The organism is Labedella gwakjiensis (assembly GCF_003014675.1).
Lineage (GTDB): Bacteria > Actinomycetota > Actinomycetes > Actinomycetales > Microbacteriaceae > Labedella > Labedella gwakjiensis.
Window position 1 is genome coordinate 3,291,787 of sequence record NZ_PYAU01000001.1, and the last position, 15,631, is coordinate 3,307,417.

At 69.8% G+C, this 15,631-nt stretch carries 12 protein-coding genes and 1 pseudogene; all 13 read left to right on the forward strand.

From position 1 onward, the window contains the following. Positions 1 to 29: 29 nt before the first annotated feature. Positions 30 to 656 (forward strand): annotated as a pseudogene (gene pyrR, locus CLV49_RS15475) (bifunctional pyr operon transcriptional regulator/uracil phosphoribosyltransferase PyrR); the annotation flags it as partial. Beyond that, positions 656 to 1,603 carry an aspartate carbamoyltransferase catalytic subunit gene (locus CLV49_RS15480; protein WP_106564336.1) on the forward strand — a complete coding sequence of 316 codons (948 nt, stop codon included), beginning with the start codon at positions 656 to 658 and terminating at the stop codon, positions 1,601 to 1,603. The pseudogene pyrR and the gene CLV49_RS15480, both read left to right, overlap by 1 nt. Position 1,604: 1 nt before the next feature. Beyond that, on the forward strand, positions 1,605 to 2,945 hold the full coding sequence (locus CLV49_RS15485) for a dihydroorotase (RefSeq protein ID WP_106564337.1): 1,341 nt from the start codon (positions 1,605 to 1,607) through the stop codon (positions 2,943 to 2,945). Continuing rightward, complete coding sequence (locus tag CLV49_RS15490; RefSeq protein ID WP_106564338.1) at positions 2,938 to 3,453, forward strand: PH-like domain-containing protein; 516 nt, start codon at positions 2,938 to 2,940, stop codon at positions 3,451 to 3,453. Before CLV49_RS15485 ends, CLV49_RS15490 begins: the two co-directional genes overlap by 8 nt. Further along, positions 3,450 to 4,625, forward strand: coding sequence for a glutamine-hydrolyzing carbamoyl-phosphate synthase small subunit (gene carA, locus CLV49_RS15495; protein ID WP_106564339.1), 1,176 nt, complete (start codon positions 3,450 to 3,452; stop codon positions 4,623 to 4,625). Before CLV49_RS15490 ends, carA begins: the two co-directional genes overlap by 4 nt. Further along, entirely contained in the window at positions 4,625 to 7,918 is a 3,294-nt protein-coding gene (gene carB / locus CLV49_RS15500) for a carbamoyl-phosphate synthase large subunit (RefSeq protein WP_106564340.1), read from the forward strand. Before carA ends, carB begins: the two co-directional genes overlap by 1 nt. Beyond that, positions 7,915 to 8,742 carry an orotidine-5'-phosphate decarboxylase gene (gene pyrF / locus CLV49_RS15505; protein ID WP_208019765.1) on the forward strand — a complete coding sequence of 276 codons (828 nt, stop codon included), beginning with the start codon at positions 7,915 to 7,917 and terminating at the stop codon, positions 8,740 to 8,742. The genes carB and pyrF overlap by 4 nt, the downstream gene beginning before the upstream one ends. Further along, on the forward strand, positions 8,739 to 9,662 hold the full coding sequence (gmk, locus tag CLV49_RS15510) for a guanylate kinase (RefSeq protein WP_106564341.1): 924 nt from the start codon (positions 8,739 to 8,741) through the stop codon (positions 9,660 to 9,662). Before pyrF ends, gmk begins: the two co-directional genes overlap by 4 nt. A 79-nt stretch (positions 9,663 to 9,741) precedes the next feature. Next, the gene (gene rpoZ / locus CLV49_RS15515; RefSeq protein WP_106564342.1) at positions 9,742 to 9,999 is read left to right on the forward strand and encodes a DNA-directed RNA polymerase subunit omega; all 258 of its coding nucleotides are present in this window, start codon (positions 9,742 to 9,744) and stop codon (positions 9,997 to 9,999) included. 138 nt (positions 10,000 to 10,137) lie between these two features. Next, on the forward strand, positions 10,138 to 11,331 hold the full coding sequence (gene metK / locus CLV49_RS15520) for a methionine adenosyltransferase (protein ID WP_106564343.1): 1,194 nt from the start codon (positions 10,138 to 10,140) through the stop codon (positions 11,329 to 11,331). Positions 11,332 to 11,340: 9 nt separating this feature from the next. Beyond that, positions 11,341 to 13,287 carry a primosomal protein N' family DNA-binding protein gene (locus CLV49_RS15525; RefSeq protein WP_106564344.1) on the forward strand — a complete coding sequence of 649 codons (1,947 nt, stop codon included), beginning with the start codon at positions 11,341 to 11,343 and terminating at the stop codon, positions 13,285 to 13,287. Continuing rightward, positions 13,284 to 14,207: a methionyl-tRNA formyltransferase gene (locus CLV49_RS15530; protein WP_106564345.1), complete on the forward strand. Its 924-nt coding sequence runs from the start codon at positions 13,284 to 13,286 to the stop codon at positions 14,205 to 14,207. The genes CLV49_RS15525 and CLV49_RS15530 overlap by 4 nt, the downstream gene beginning before the upstream one ends. Beyond that, entirely contained in the window at positions 14,204 to 15,604 is a 1,401-nt protein-coding gene (locus CLV49_RS15535) for an RsmB/NOP family class I SAM-dependent RNA methyltransferase (protein WP_106564346.1), read from the forward strand. Before CLV49_RS15530 ends, CLV49_RS15535 begins: the two co-directional genes overlap by 4 nt. The last annotated feature ends 27 nt before the right edge of the window (positions 15,605 to 15,631 follow it).

Below are 15,631 nucleotides of genomic sequence, written 5' to 3' on the forward strand. Positions count from 1 at the left end.
CGCTCGCTCGGGACGAGCCACGTCGGCGGGCTGATAGGCTCGCCAGAGCAACGAGACAACCTTTAACACCGTCCGAGAGGCGGAGAAGGGAGTCGGACATGAGTGCACGCGTCGTGCTGCAGCATGCTGACATCTCGCGGGCGCTGACCCGCATCGCGCACGAGATCCTCGAATCCAATCGCGGAGCGGAGGATCTGGTCATCCTCGGCATCCCGACGCGCGGCGTCATCCTCGGTCGCCGGATCGCCGGTCTCGTCTCCGACTTCTCCGGGACGGACGTCCCCACGGGCTCGCTCGACGTGACGATGTACCGCGACGATCTCTCGCGGAACCCCACGCGCGCACCGGCGCCGACCTCGATCCCGCCGCGTGGTATCGACGGTGCGACGGTCGTCCTCGTCGACGACGTCCTCTATTCGGGACGCACCATCCGTGCCGCCCTCGACGCGCTCGGCGACATCGGCCGTCCGCGGGCCGTGCGCCTCGCGGCGCTCGTCGATCGCGGACATCGCGAGCTCCCGATCCGCCCGGACTTCGTGGGCAAGAACCTGCCGTCGTCACCGAGCGAGCGCATCTACGTGCGTCTCGAGGACGTCGACGGCGAAGAATCCGTCTCGATCGAGCAGGGCCGCTCGACCGATGGAGGGGAGTCCTGATGCGCCACCTCCTGTCCACGCGAGACCTCTCCCGCGACGAGGCCATCCACATCCTCGACGTCGCCGAGGACATGGCAGAGACCCAGACCCGTGAGGTGCGGAAGCTTCCGACCCTGCGCGGCAAGACCGTCGTCAATCTGTTCTTCGAGGACTCGACGCGCACGCGCATCTCGTTCGAGGCCGCGGCCAAGCGGCTCTCGGCCGACGTCATCAACTTCAGCGCCAAGGGATCGAGCGTCTCGAAGGGAGAGAGCCTGAAGGACACGGCTCAGACCCTCGAGGAGATGGGGGCGGATGCCGTCGTCATCCGTCACGGGGCGTCCGGCGCGCCGCACACGCTCGCGGCGAGCGGATGGATCGACGCGGGCATCGTGAACGCCGGAGACGGCACGCACGAACACCCGACGCAGGCGCTCCTCGACGCCTTCACGATGCGGCGACGGATCCACGGCTCGGCGAGCAGGGGTCGCGGCCTCGACGGCATCACGGTCGCCATCGTGGGTGACATCCTGCACTCGCGAGTGGCCCGATCGAACGTGTGGCTCCTCTCCGCTCTCGGCGCGCGCACGGTCTTCGTGGGCCCGCCGACACTCATTCCGCTCGACCTCACGGGATGGCCGGCCGAGACCTCCTACGATCTCGATGCGACCCTCACGACGCACCCCGACGTGGTCATGATGCTCCGCATCCAGACGGAGCGGATGAACGACGCGTTCTTCCCGAGCCCGCACGAGTACGCGAGGCGCTGGGGACTCGACGACGAACGCCTCGCGCGTCTCGGCCCGGATACGATTGTCATGCACCCCGGCCCGATGAACCGCGGCCTCGAGATCTCCTCCCGAGCAGCGGATTCCGCGCAGTCGACGGTGCGCGAGCAGGTCGCGAACGGTGTCTCGGCGCGCATGGCCGTCCTGTATCTCCTTCTCTCCGGCGAACGTGAGGACTGACATGTCGACACCCACCCTCCTCATCCGTGCGGCGACGCTGCCCGACGGCTCTCGTGCCGACATCGCGGTTGCCGACGGTCTCATCACCGACGTCGGTCAGGGCCTGTCCGTGTCGGGCGCGACCGTCGTCGACGCCGATGGCCTCCAGGCGCTCCCGGGACTCGTCGACCTGCACACCCACCTTCGTGAACCCGGGCACGAGGACAGCGAGACCGTCCTGACCGGGACGCGCGCCGCCGCCGCCGGTGGGTTCACGACGGTCTTCGCGATGGCGAACACGTCCCCCGTCGCCGACACGGCCGGTCTCGTCGAGCAGGAGCTCGCCCTCGGAGAGGCCTCCGGCTACGCCACGGTCCAGCCGATCGGTGCCGTCACAGTCGGTCTCGCGGGGGAGCGGCTCGCTGAACTCGGCGCCATGGCGTCCTCCCGGGCGCGGGTCCGGCTCTTCTCGGACGACGGCGTCTGTGTGAGCGACCCGCTCCTGATGCGTCGTGCCCTCGAGTACGTCAAGGCGTTCGACGGGGCGATCGCGCAGCACGCGCAGGAGCCGCGGCTCACCGTCGGCGCTCAGATGAACGAGGGCGAGGTCGCGACGCGACTCGGCCTCGCGGGATGGCCGGCCGTCGCCGAGGAGGCGATCATCGCGCGCGATGTCCTTCTCACCGAGCATGTCGGCAGCCGGCTTCACGTCTGCCACGTCTCGACCGCCGGGTCCGTCGAGATCATCCGCTGGGCCAAGGCGCGCGGCATCGCTGTGACCGCCGAGGTGACGCCACACCATCTCCTGCTCACGGAGGACCTCGCCGAGTCCTACGACGCGCGCTTCAAGGTGAACCCTCCGCTGCGGTCAGCGGAAGACGTCGCGGCCGTACGCGCCGGGCTCGCCGACGGGACGATCGACATCGTCGCGACCGACCACGCCCCGCATCCGGAGCAGCACAAGGACTGCGCGTGGCCGGAGGCGGCCAACGGCATGGTCGGACTGGAATCGGCCCTCAGCGTCGTGCAGACGACGATGGTGGACACCGGCATGATCGGCTGGGGCGACGTGGCCAGGGTGCTCTCGGAAGCGCCGGCGCAGATCGGTCGGCTCGCTCACGCGGGCTCGCCCATCGCGGCCGGGTCCCGGGCGGACGTCACCCTGTACGACCCGAACGTGTCGCGCACGTTCGCCGTCGACGACCTCGCGGGGCGGAGCGTGAACTCGCCGTACCTCGGACGGTCGTTGCCCGGACGCGTCGTCGCCACCGTCCACCGTGGTGTTCCGACGGTGCTCGACGGGGTCCTGCGTCCGCACGACGAGGTCGTCCGTGACGTGACGGCGGTGAGCGCTCGTGGATAAGCTCCTCCCCGGGCTGATCGTCGCCGTCGTCCTCGCCGCGATCCTCACGGTCATGTGGCTCGGCTGGCGTTCACGCGTGCGCCGCGACGCCGACCTCGTCGTCCCCGAGGTGCCGGAGGGCTACGTGCCCGTCTCGTCCGTCGACGTGCTCTACGTCGCGACGACGGAAGGCGATCGTCCACTCGAACGACTGGCCGTCCGCGGACTCGGCTTCCGTGCCCGGGCCGTCCTCTCGATCGCACCCTCCGGCGTCGTGCTCGCCATCCCGGGGGAGCGGCCGAGCTTCATCGAGGCGACGACCCTCACCTCGGTGGCAGCGACCAACGTCGCGATCGATCGGGTCGTCGAATCCGACGGCCTCATCCGCATCGGCTGGAGCATCGGCGGCGTCCCCTGCGATTCCTACGTCCGTGTCGTCGACGCCGATCAGCTCGCCGTGATAGCCGACCTCGAACGCCTCCTCGTCCCACTTCCCCCCGCACCCACCGAGAGTGAGTCCCTTTCATGACTGAGAACCGATTCGTCCCCGGCCCTCCGGCCGTCCTCGTCCTCGAGGACGGCACCCGCTACGCCGGCCGCGCGTACGGAGCGATCGGGCGCACTCTCGGCGAGGTCGTCTTCGCGACCGGGATGACGGGCTACCAGGAGACCCTCACGGACCCGTCGTACGCCGGCCAGATCGTCCTGCAGACGGCACCGCACATCGGCAACACGGGCGTCAACACGGAGGATCGCGAGTCCGGACGGATCTGGGTGGCCGGCTACGTCGTCCGCGACCCCTCCCGTGTCGTCTCGAACTTCCGTGCGGAGGGCTCGCTCGGAGACGAGCTGACCCGCGACGGGGTCGTCGGCATCGCGGGCATCGACACGCGAGCCGTCACCCGGCACATCCGGTCGGCCGGTGCGATGAAGGCCGGCATCTTCTCGGGAGACGAGGCCGAGCTGTCCTCGAGCGCGCAACTCGAGCTCGTGCGCCACGGAGCCGACATGCGCGGACGCAATCTGTCCGGCGACGTGTCGACGGCCGAGCCGTACCGGATCCCCGCGAGCGGCGAGAGGGTCGGAACGGTCGCCGTTCTCGACCTCGGCGTCAAGAAGTCCACGCTCACCTATCTGTCGGAGCGCGGCTTCGACGTCGAGGTGCTGCCGCAGACCGCGTCGGCCGACCAGGTGAAGGCGCTGAATCCCGACGCGCTGTTCTTCTCGAACGGTCCAGGTGACCCTGCGGCGTCCGACGCCCACGTCGAACTGCTCCGCGAGTCGCTGCGCGCGGGCGTTCCGTACTTCGGCATCTGCTTCGGCAACCAGCTGCTCGGTCGCGCCCTCGGCTTCCCGACCTACAAGCTTCCCTTCGGGCACCGGGGGATCAATCAGCCCGTGCTCGACAAGACGACGGGCCGGGTCGAGATCACCTCGCAGAACCACGGCTTCGCCGTCGACCTGCCCGTCGAGGGCGTCCATGACAGCCCGGAGGGCTTCGGGCGTGCCGAAGTGAGCCACTACTCCCTCAACGACAACGTCGTGGAGGGTCTGCGCTGCCTCGACATCCCGGCCTTCAGCGTGCAGTACCACCCTGAATCGGCGGCCGGCCCGCACGACGCCAACCACCTGTTCGACCGCTTCCGCGATCTCGTGATCGCGCGACGGAACGAGACCACCTCCACAGGAGAGCAGAACTAATGCCCAAGCGCGACGACATCAACAGCGTCCTCGTCATCGGTTCCGGCCCGATCGTCATCGGCCAGGCCGTCGAATTCGACTACTCGGGCACCCAGGCCTGTCGTGTCCTGCGCGAGGAGGGCGTGCGCGTCATCCTCGTGAACTCGAACCCGGCGACGATCATGACGGACCCCGACTTCGCGGACGCCACCTACGTCGAGCCCATCACGTGGGAGGTCATCGAGACCATCATCGCGAAGGAGCGTCCCGACGCGATCCTCCCGACGCTCGGCGGGCAGACGGCGCTCAACGCGGCGATCCAGCTGCACGACCACGGCATCCTCGAGAAGTACGACGTCGAGCTCATCGGTGCGAACTTCGAGGCGATCCAGAAGGGTGAGGACCGTCAGGTCTTCAAGCAGCTCGTCCTCGACGCCGGGGCCGACGTGGCCCGCTCCTACATCGCCCACTCCGTCGACGAGGCGGTGTCGTACGCCGAGGACCTCGGGTACCCGCTCGTCGTGCGCCCGTCCTTCACGATGGGCGGGCTCGGCTCGGGCTTCGCCTACACGGAGGAGGAGCTGCGACGCATCGTCGGCGACGGCATCCACCAGAGCCCGACGAGCGAGGTCCTGCTCGAGGAGTCGATCCTCGGGTGGAAGGAGTACGAGCTCGAGCTCATGCGCGATACGGCGGACAACACCGTCGTCGTGTGCTCGATCGAGAACGTCGACCCGGTCGGTGTGCACACGGGCGACTCGATCACCGTCGCTCCGGCGCTCACCCTCACCGACCGCGAGTACCAGAACCTCCGCGACATCGGCATCGACATCATCCGCGCCGTGGGCGTCGACACCGGCGGCTGCAATATCCAGTTCGCCGTCGACCCGTCCAACGGCCGGGTCATCGTGATCGAGATGAACCCGCGCGTCTCGCGCTCGAGCGCCCTGGCGTCGAAGGCGACGGGCTTCCCGATCGCCAAGATCGCCGCCAAACTCGCGATCGGCTACCGCCTCGACGAGATCCCGAACGACATCACGAAGGTCACGCCGGCGAGCTTCGAGCCGACGCTCGACTACGTCGTCGTGAAGGTCCCGCGCTTCGCGTTCGAGAAGTTCCCCGCAGCCGACCCCACGCTCACGACCACGATGAAGAGTGTCGGCGAAGCCATGGCGATCGGCCGCAACTACGCGACGGCGCTGCAGAAGGCCCTCCGCTCGCTCGAGAAGAAGGGGTCGAGCTTCCACTGGGGCGAGGAATCGCGCACGGCGGCCGAACTCCTCGAGATCGCGCGCACGCCCACCGACGGACGCATCGTCGTCGTGCAGCAGGCCCTCCGACTCGGTGCGACGGTCGAGGAGGCCTTCGAAGCCACGAAGATCGACCCGTGGTTCCTCGACCAGATCGTCCTCATCAACGAGGTGGCGGACTACATCCGCTCGGCTCCCGTGCTCGACACGCCGCTGCTCACCGTCGCGAAGGACCACGGCTTCTCCGACGCCCAGATCGGTCAGCTCCGCGGCTTCGGCGAGACCGAGGTGCGCGAGGTCCGGCACATCCTCGGTGTGCGTCCCGTCTACAAGACCGTCGACACGTGCGCCGGCGAGTTCCCCGCGCTCACGCCGTACCACTACTCGAGCTACGACCAGGAGACGGAGGTCGCGCCGAGCGACCGGCGCAAGGTCGTCATCCTCGGCTCCGGGCCCAACCGCATCGGTCAGGGCGTCGAGTTCGACTACTCGTGCGTCCACGCGTCGTTCGCCCTCTCGGAGGCCGGCTTCGAGACGATCATGATCAACTGCAACCCCGAGACGGTCTCGACCGACTACGACACGAGCGACCGCCTCTACTTCGAGCCGCTCACGCTCGAGGACGTCCTCGAGGTCATCCACGCGGAGAGCCTGTCGGGCGAACTCGTGGGTGTCGTCGTGCAGCTGGGCGGCCAGACGGCCCTCGGTCTCGCGAACGGACTGAAGGCGGCCGGCGTCCCGATCCTCGGGACGCAGCCGGAGGCGATCGACCTCGCCGAGGAGCGCGGAGCGTTCTCGACGATCCTCGACCAGGCCGGCCTGCTCTCGCCGAAGAACGGCACCGCGACCGACTTCGACGGCGCCGTGCGGATCGCCGAGGACATCGGGTACCCGGTCCTCGTGCGTCCGAGCTTCGTGCTCGGAGGCCGCGGCATGGAGATCGTCTACGACAGCGCGTCGCTCGAGGACTACTTCCACCGCATCGCCGACCAGGGGATCGTGGACTCCACGCACCCGCTGCTCGTCGACCGGTTCCTGGACGACGCGATCGAGATCGACGTCGACGCCCTCTACGACGGCGAAGAGCTCTACATCGGTGGCGTCATGGAACACATCGAGGAGGCCGGCATCCACTCGGGCGACTCGAGCTGCACCCTTCCGCCCGTGACCCTCGGCAAGGCCCAGATCGACCGGGTGCGTGACGCGACGCTCGAGATCGCCAAGGGGGTCGGCGTCCGCGGACTCCTCAACGTGCAGTTCGCGATCGCGCAGGGAGTGCTCTACGTGCTCGAGGCCAATCCGCGTGCCTCGCGCACGGTGCCCTTCGTCTCCAAGGCTCTCGGGATCCCTCTCGCGAAGGCGGCGTCGCTCATCATGACGGGGTCGACGATCCGCGGTCTCGTCGGATCCGGGCTCCTCCCGGCCGTCGACGGCTCACTCGTCCCGATGGACTCGCCCGTCTCCGTCAAGGAGGCCGTGCTGCCGTTCAAGCGATTCCGCACGAAGAACGGCGACATCGTCGACTCCGTTCTCGGCCCGGAGATGCGCTCGACCGGCGAGGTCATGGGCATCGACCGCGACTTCCCGACGGCGTTCGCCAAGAGCCAGGAGGCCGCGTACGGCGGTCTCCCGCTCGAGGGCACGGTGTTCGTCTCCGTGTCGGATCGCGACAAGCGTTCGATCGTGCTCCCGGTGCTCCGACTCCAGGAACTCGGCTTCACGATCCTCGCGACCGTGGGAACGGCTGAGGTCCTGAGCCGCAACGGCATCCACACCACGCAGGTGCGGAAGTTCAGTGAGGGTGACGAGGCGGTCGTGGGGGAGCCGTCGATCGTCGATCTCATCAACCGGAACGAGGTGGACATCGTGATCAACACGCCGTCCGGCCGCTCGGCTCGCGCCGACGGCTACGAGATCCGCGCAGCCGCCGTCGCCGCCGACAAGCCGCTCTTCACGACCATCGCGCAGCTCACGGCCGCCGTCGCCTCGTTCGGCGCCATCCGGGACGGCTTCCAGGTGACGAGCCTGCAGGAGTACCAGCGGGAACGCGAGGCACGCGTGTGAGCTTCGGCGACCGACTGCTCGGCGTCTTCGACGACGTCGGCCGGCTCTGCGTCGGCATCGACCCGCACGAGAGCCTCCTCACCGCATGGGGGCTTCCCGTCGACGCCTCGGGAGTCCGCGACTTCGGCCTGAGGGTCGTCGAGGCCACAGCGGGTGTCGCGGGCATCGTCAAGCCGCAAGTGGCGTTCTTCGAACGATTCGGCTCTGCCGGGTTCGCGGCGCTCGAAGACGTCCTCGCCGCCGCGCGTTCCGCTGGGCTCCTCGTGATCGGTGACGTGAAGCGCGGAGAGATCGGGTCGAGCATGGCCGGCTACGCGGCCGCCTGGCTCACCGTCGGCGCGCCGCTCGAGGTGGACGCGCTGACCCTGAATCCCTACCTCGGCGTCGACGATCTGCACGACACGTTCGCCGCCGCGTCGTCGGCGGGGAAGGGCGCCTTCGTCCTCGCAGCGACGTCGAACCCCGCCGGCGCCCGCGTCCAATCGACCCGGTCACCCGACGGCCGGACGCTCGCCCGGACCGTCCTCGACGACGTGGCCTCGTGGAACAGGGGGACGGGCGACGCGCTCGGTCCCATCGGCGTCGTCATTGGCGCGACGGTCGACCTGGCGTCAGCAGGTCTCGGCGACGTCACAGCCGCCCTGCCGGTGCTCGCGCCTGGCTTCGGTCATCAGGGCGCTCACACAGGCGAGGCCCGGCAGATTTACGGGAACCTCTCCGGTGGCGTTATCGTAAGCGAATCACGCAGTCTCCTCCTGGCCGGTCCCGACGGGATCGAACACGCCATCGTCGAGCGAGCGGCGGAGGTGAGAGGAGCGCTGTGACGCAGGATTCGGGTCGTCGACCACCGGAGGTCGACCGCACCGCGGCGTCCCACGCCGCCGTCGCCGCACGTCGCGCTCGCGCCGCCGTGAAGGCGGCGGTGGCCGGTGGGACACGATCCTCCGTCGACGTGCTCGATGCAGCGACGTCCGATCCGGTCGGCGTCGAGGGACGTCTCCGCGTCACCGACCTCCTGCTGAGCGTCCCGGCGATCGGTCAGACGAAGCTCCCGCGCATCATGAACGAACTCGGGATCTCGCCGTCGAAGCGTCTCGGCGGCCTCGGGGTGCATCAGCGTCGCAAGCTCAAGTCCTTCCTCGCCGATCGCGAGTCCGTGAACCGCTCGCGCCGCCGCAGCCGGCTCGTCGTGCTCGCGGGGCCCACGGCGGTCGGAAAGGGCACCGTCGCCTCGTACATTCGCGACAACTATCCCGACGTGCTTCTCAGCGTGTCCGCGACCACACGGAAGCCGCGACCGGGCGAGGTCGAGGGCGTCAACTACTTCTTCGTGACGGACGAGGAGTTCGACCGCATGATCGCGGCGAACGAGCTCCTCGAGCACGCGACGGTCCACAACTCGCACCGCTACGGCACGCCCAGGGGACCGATCGACGAGGCGCTCGAGCGCGGAGACAGTGTCCTGCTCGAGATCGACATCCAGGGAGCGCGTCAGGTGCGGCGGCATATGCCCGAGGCGACCCTCGTGTTCCTCGTGCCTCCGTCGTGGGACGAACTCGTCCGTCGACTCATCGGTCGGGGCACCGAGGATGAGGCGGAACAGGCACGTCGGCTCGAGACGGCGCACATCGAATTGGCGGCTCAGGACGAGTTCGATCACCGCATCGTGAACTCCGACGTGGGCACCGCGGCCGCCGAGGTCGTAGACTTACTGGTGACCCGCGGATCCGCGACCTCGCGTTGATCGCTCTCGAGCAGCGTCCTCTGCTCTCCAGCCTCCTCGAATCCGCTCACGACTAACGCACCAGGAGTGTGAACAAACCATGGCCGATCGCCAAAAAGGAATCATCGATCCCCCCATCGACGAGTTGCTGTCGAAGGTGGACTCGAAGTACGCCCTCGTGATCTTCGCGTCGAAGCGCGCCCGTCAGATCAACGACTACTACGCCGACCTCCACGAGGGAAGCCTCTTCGACAACGTCGGCCCGCTCGTCGACTCGAACGTCGACGACAAGCCCCTCTCCGTCGCGATGCGCGAGATCAACGAGGACAAGCTGACCGTCCGCCCGCTGGCGGAATAGCCCCACCACGACGAGGGCCGGCGCCCGCGGGTGCCGGCCTTTCGTCGTCATATGCACCACCGGTGTCGGTCGATCCAGGCATGCTGGGAACGCCGACACATCGTCGAGCACCGAACCTTTCCCCGATGGAGACCATCCATGACCGTGCGTCGCCTGTTCACCTCCGAGTCCGTCACCGAGGGACACCCGGACAAGGTCTGCGACCAGATCTCCGATAGCATCCTCGATGCGCTCCTCACGGTCGATCCCGCGAGTCGGGTAGCCGTCGAGACCCTCGTGACGACCGGCCTCGTCCACGTCGCCGGTGAGGTGTCCACGACGGGGTACGTCGAGATCCCGCAGATCGTTCGCGACGTCGTCACCGGTATCGGGTACGACTCGTCCGAGACGGGCTTCGACGGCGCGTCGTGCGGCGTCTCCGTGTCGATCGGGCAGCAGTCTCCCGACATCGCCCAGGGCGTCGACGCCGCGTTCGAGTCGCGCGAGCAGTCGAGCATCGACGCGCGCGACGCGCAGGGAGCGGGCGACCAGGGCATCATGTTCGGCTTCGCGACGAACGAGACCCCGGAGCTCATGCCCATCCCCGTCTGGGTCGCCCATCGGCTCGCCGAGAAGCTCGCGTCCGTTCGGAAGAGCGGTGAGCTCGACTTCCTGCGCCCGGATGGCAAGACGCAAGCGACGATCGGCTACGACGGATCGACACCCCAGTCCGTCGAGACGATCGTGCTGTCCACCCAGCACGCCGCGGGCATCTCGACCGCCGACGTCCGGGCCGCTGTCACCGAGCACGTCATCCGCCCGGTTCTCGACACCGTCGATCTCGACACCTCCTCCACGCGCTTCCTCATCAACCCGACGGGCACCTTCGTCATCGGGGGCCCGAAGGGCGATGCGGGGCTCACGGGCCGGAAGATCATCATCGACACCTACGGCGGAGCGTCCCGCCACGGCGGTGGCGCATTCAGCGGCAAGGATCCGTCGAAGGTCGACCGATCGGCCGCGTATGCGATGCGATGGGTCGCGAAGAACGCCGTCGCCGCCGGTCTCGCCGAGAGGCTCGAGGTGCAGGTCGCGTACGCGATCGGCGCGGCCGCTCCCGTCGGCCTCTACGTCGAGAGTTTTGGCACCGGAACGGTGCCGGAGGAGAAGATCGCCGAGGCGATCCGCGAAGTCTTCGACCTCCGTCCTGCCGCCATCATCGAGGACCTCGACCTGCTCCGCCCCATCTACGCGCAGACCGCTGCGTACGGCCACTTCGGTCGAGAGCTCCCCGACTTCACCTGGGAGCGCACCGACCGTGTCGCCGACCTGCGGGCAGCCGCAGGCCTCTAGGGCGCCGGTGTGAGCGCCCGGGTCGCGCGGGTCGTCATCGACTCGCCCCTTCCGCAGCTGGACCACCTCTTCGACTACGCGATACCGGCGGAGCTGGACGGGGTCGTCCCCGGGGTGCGTGTGCGGGTGCCCCTGCGCTCGGCCGGGCGGGTCGCGGACGCGTTCGTCGTGGAGGTCGTCGACGATTCGGAGCACCAGGGGAGTCTCAGCCCCCTCGAGACCCTCGTCTCCGAGGTGCCTGTGCTCTCTCCGGAGGTCTGGCATGTCGCACGGGCCGTCGCGGACCGTGCGGCGGGCTCCGCGAGCGATGTCCTGCGGCTCGCCGTACCCAAGCGGCAGGTGCGTGTGGAGAAGGCGTACGTGGCCGCCGGGGCTCCCGGCGTCCCTGCCGGCGGCGCGATGCATGCTCCGCTCGAGGGATACGCCGGATCGGGGCTCGACGAGGGCATCGCCGACGGTGGCCGATTCGCCGTGGACGCCGTCCCTGGACTCGTGCCGGTCGGAGACGGATCGATCGGCGCGTGGGCGGCGACGGCTGCGCGTCTCGCGGTGAACACGTCGTCACGAGGGCGCCAATCCCTGATCGCGGTGCCCGACCACCGGGACCTCGACCAGCTGGAGGCGGCGCTCGGGCAGCTCGGCGCTGGTGACCTCGTTCTCCGACTCGACGCGGCACAGCCCCCGGCTTCGCGTTACCGCGCGTTCCTCTCCGCGCTCGGCGACGGTCCGCACATCGTGATCGGCAACCGCTCGGCGCTCCTCGCGCCCGCGTCTCGGCTCGGGCTCATCCTCGTCTGGGACGACGGCGATCCGCTTCATCGGGAGCCCCTGGCCCCGTACGCCCACGTTCGAGACGTCGCCCTCATCCGGCAGTCGCAATCGGACGCGAGTCTCGTGCTGCTCTCCCACGCCCGCAGCGTCGATGCCCAGAGGCTCGTGGAGATGGAGTGGCTCGCCTCCGTGTCGCCCTCCCCGGTCGTGCGGCCGCGCGTCGTCCTCGCGGAGGATCCACCGGGGGAGGCCAGCGCGCGGATCCCTGCGACGGCGTGGAAGCTCGCACGTGAAGCACTCGCGAGCGGTCCCGTCCTCGTTCAGGTCGCCCGGCCCGGCTACGCGCCGGTCGTCGCGTGCGGCTCGTGCGGCACGGCCGCGACGTGCGCGCGCTGTCACGGTCCACTCGGCGTCGCCCGGCGGGGAGCCCAACCCCAGTGCGGCGTGTGCGGTGCCGTCGCGGCGCCGTGGACGTGCGACGTGTGCTCAGGGGGTGCCCTGCGTCTGGTCTCGCGCGGTTCCGGACGCACGGCCGAGGAGCTCGGTCGAGCCTTCCCCGGTTCACGGGTCGTCGTCGCGGACGGCGAGCATCGCGTCCTCACCGTTCCGGCGTCCCCGTCGCTCGTCGTCGCGACTCGCGGAGCCGAACCCATTGCGACCGGCGGCTACGCCGCTGTCCTCCTCCTGGACGGGGAGCGCATGCTCGCACGGGAGTCGCTCACGATCGCGGAGGATGCGATGCGGTGGTGGTCGAACGCCGCGGCTCTCGCGGCTCCGCGCGCGCCCGTGGTCCTCGCCGGGGTGTCCGGTGGACTCGCCCAGGCCTTCGCCGCGGGAAACCACGTTCTCTTCGCCTCGCGCGAACTCGCCGATCGGCGGACACTCGGCTTCCCGCCTGCCGTCAGGACGGCGACCGTCACAGGGCCGGCCGATGCCGTCGGGACGGCGGTCGATGCCCTCGCCGATGTCGCCGTCCGTGACATCCTCGGGCCGATCCCCGTCGAGACCGGCGGCGTACGATCGGTCGTGCGGTTCGACTACCGAGCGGGAGCAGACGTCGCGCGGGAGCTGCGCTCGGCCCTCATCCGCAACGCGACGACCCGGCGACGCCCCGTCGCCGGCCGTCCCCAACGTGCCGCGCCCTCACTGCGGCTGCATTTCGACGACCCGGAGGTCTGGACATGAGGATCGTCTTCGCTGGAAGCCCCGTGACCGCGGTCCCCACGCTCGATGCGCTCATCGCGGCGGGTCACGACGTCGTCGCGGTCGTGACACGACCGGACGCCCCCGTCGGCCGGAGGAGGGTCCTCACGCCGTCGCCCGTCGCGACGGCTGCGGAGGAACGCGATCTCACCGTCATCCGCGCCGCACGATTGGACGCCGACGCCACTGAACAGATCCTCGCGACCGATCCCGAGCTCGGCGTCATCGTCGCGTTCGGCGGACTCGTACGGGAACCGCTGTTGAGCGGACCGTCGGCGGGGTGGATCAACCTCCACTTCTCGGCCCTGCCCGCGTGGCGCGGCGCGTCTCCCGTCCAGCAGTCGATCGCGCACCGATCGGGAGCGGGGGCGACGGTCTTCCAGCTCGTTCCCGACCTCGACGCCGGCCCGGTGTGGTCGCGCCGCGAGCGTGAGCTGACGGGCGAGGAGACGTCGGGCGCCCTGCTGGCGGAGCTCGCGGTCTCGGGTGCCGCAGACGTGGTCTCCGTCGTCGACGCGATCGCTCGCGGCGAGCGCCCGTTGGAGCAGACCGGGGAGCCGTCGTTCGCGCCGAAGCTCACGGCTGCCGACGCCCGAATCGACTGGGACCGTGCTGCGCTCGACGTCATCGCGCACATCCGGGCGATGACGCCGGAACCCGGCGCGCACACGTCGGTCGGCGAGACCCGCGTCAAGGTCCTCGCTGTAGACCGCGCGACCGGCGCACATCCGGCCCTGGAGGCCGGAACCGTCGCCTCGACCGACACAGGCGTGTTCGTCGGCACCGCGACGGAGCCCATCCGCCTCGTGACGGTGCAACCGGCGGGGAAGAAGGAGATGGACGCGGCATCCTGGTGGCGGGGACTCGGGGTCGACAGGGGAGCAGAGGTGGCCGCATCATGAGGGACGACCGACGGAACCATCGGCCCGACGAGCGCGTCCAGCCGGCCCGGCTCGTGGCGTTCGACGTCATCTCGGCCGTCAGCCGTGACGACGCGTACGCCAACCTCCTGCTTCCGGGGGCGATCGCCTCAGCCGGTCTCGATCGGGCCGACGCCGGCCTCGCCACCGAGCTCTGCTACGGCACGCTCCGGATGGCGGGCTACTACGACCGGATCATCGCGATCGCGGCCGCCCGCCCGGTCGCGCAGATCGACGCGACGGTGCTCGACGCTCTGCGCCTCGGCTGCCACCAGGTGGTCGGCATGCGGGTGGCCGACCACGCGGCCGTGAACGAGTCCGTCGCCCTCGTCCGCCGCTTCGGTTCCCGATCGGCGGTGGGCTTCGCGAACGGAGTGCTCCGCGCGATCACGCGGCGTTCCCCGGACGCGTGGAGGCGAGCGGTGTCGGACGCGGCGACGAGCGAAGACGATCGCACGGCCGCCCTGACCTCCCACCCCGAGTGGGTGCTCCGTGCTTTCCGTCGTTCACTCGCGGCCGAGGGGCGTGAGGCCGAGCTCGACGAATTGCTCCAGGCCGACAACGACGCTCCAGTGGTGAACTTCGCCGCGCTCCCGGGGCTCGCAGAGCGCCCGGACGACGCGATCCCGAATCGCTTCTCTCCCGTCGGATTCGCCGGCGCGGGCGGCGATCCCGACGCGGCCGTCACGGCGTCGGGAGGGCGTGTTCGCGTGCAGGACGAGGGGTCGCAGCTCGTCGCTCTCGCGCTCAGCCGCGCTCGCGCCGTCGTCCCCGGCGAGCGCTGGCTCGACCTCTGCGCCGGTCCCGGCGGGAAGACGGCCCTCCTCGCGGCCGAGGCCCTCGCCTCCGGCGCCCGACTCGCGGCGAACGAGCTCGTCCCCGCGCGCGCCGACCTCGTCCGTCGGGCGATCGCGCCGGTGCCGCTCGATGTGCCGGTGACGGTCCTCGACGGGACGACGGTGGGGGAGCGGCACCCGCGGGAGTTCGATCGAGTACTCGTCGATGCCCCGTGCACGGGTCTGGGAGCGCTGCGCCGGAGGCCCGAGGCGCGCTGGCGCAAGCAGCCCCGCGACGTCGCCGAGCTCGCGGACCTCCAGAACCGGCTCCTGGACTCGGCCATCGCCGCGACCCGTCCCGGCGGGCTCGTCGCCTACGTGACGTGTTCGCCCCACCTCGCGGAGACCCGAGCCGTCGTGTCGGCGGCGATCCGTCGCGCCGGCGGACGGGTGTCGGAGATCGACGCTGGGGAGGTCCTGCGCGGTATCGCCGGGGACGGTCTCGACCTCGGAGACGACGGCGATCGCCTGAGCGCCCAGCTCTGGCCGCATCGGCATGCGACGGACGCCATGTTCATCGCGCTGCTGTCCGTCGACTCCTGAGTCGACGGCCCCGCTGGGCCGTTAGGG

Coding starts and splice junctions, on each gene's coding strand:
- CLV49_RS15535 (WP_106564346.1), top strand. CDS start 14,204: ATGAGGGACGACCGACGGAACCATCGGCCCGACGAGCGCGTCCAGCCG.
- CLV49_RS15480 (WP_106564336.1), top strand. CDS start 656: ATGCGCCACCTCCTGTCCACGCGAGACCTCTCCCGCGACGAGGCCATC.
- carA (WP_106564339.1), top strand. CDS start 3,450: ATGACTGAGAACCGATTCGTCCCCGGCCCTCCGGCCGTCCTCGTCCTC.
- CLV49_RS15485 (WP_106564337.1), top strand. CDS start 1,605: ATGTCGACACCCACCCTCCTCATCCGTGCGGCGACGCTGCCCGACGGC.
- metK (WP_106564343.1), top strand. CDS start 10,138: ATGACCGTGCGTCGCCTGTTCACCTCCGAGTCCGTCACCGAGGGACAC.
- carB (WP_106564340.1), top strand. CDS start 4,625: ATGCCCAAGCGCGACGACATCAACAGCGTCCTCGTCATCGGTTCCGGC.
- rpoZ (WP_106564342.1), top strand. CDS start 9,742: ATGGCCGATCGCCAAAAAGGAATCATCGATCCCCCCATCGACGAGTTG.
- CLV49_RS15530 (WP_106564345.1), top strand. CDS start 13,284: ATGAGGATCGTCTTCGCTGGAAGCCCCGTGACCGCGGTCCCCACGCTC.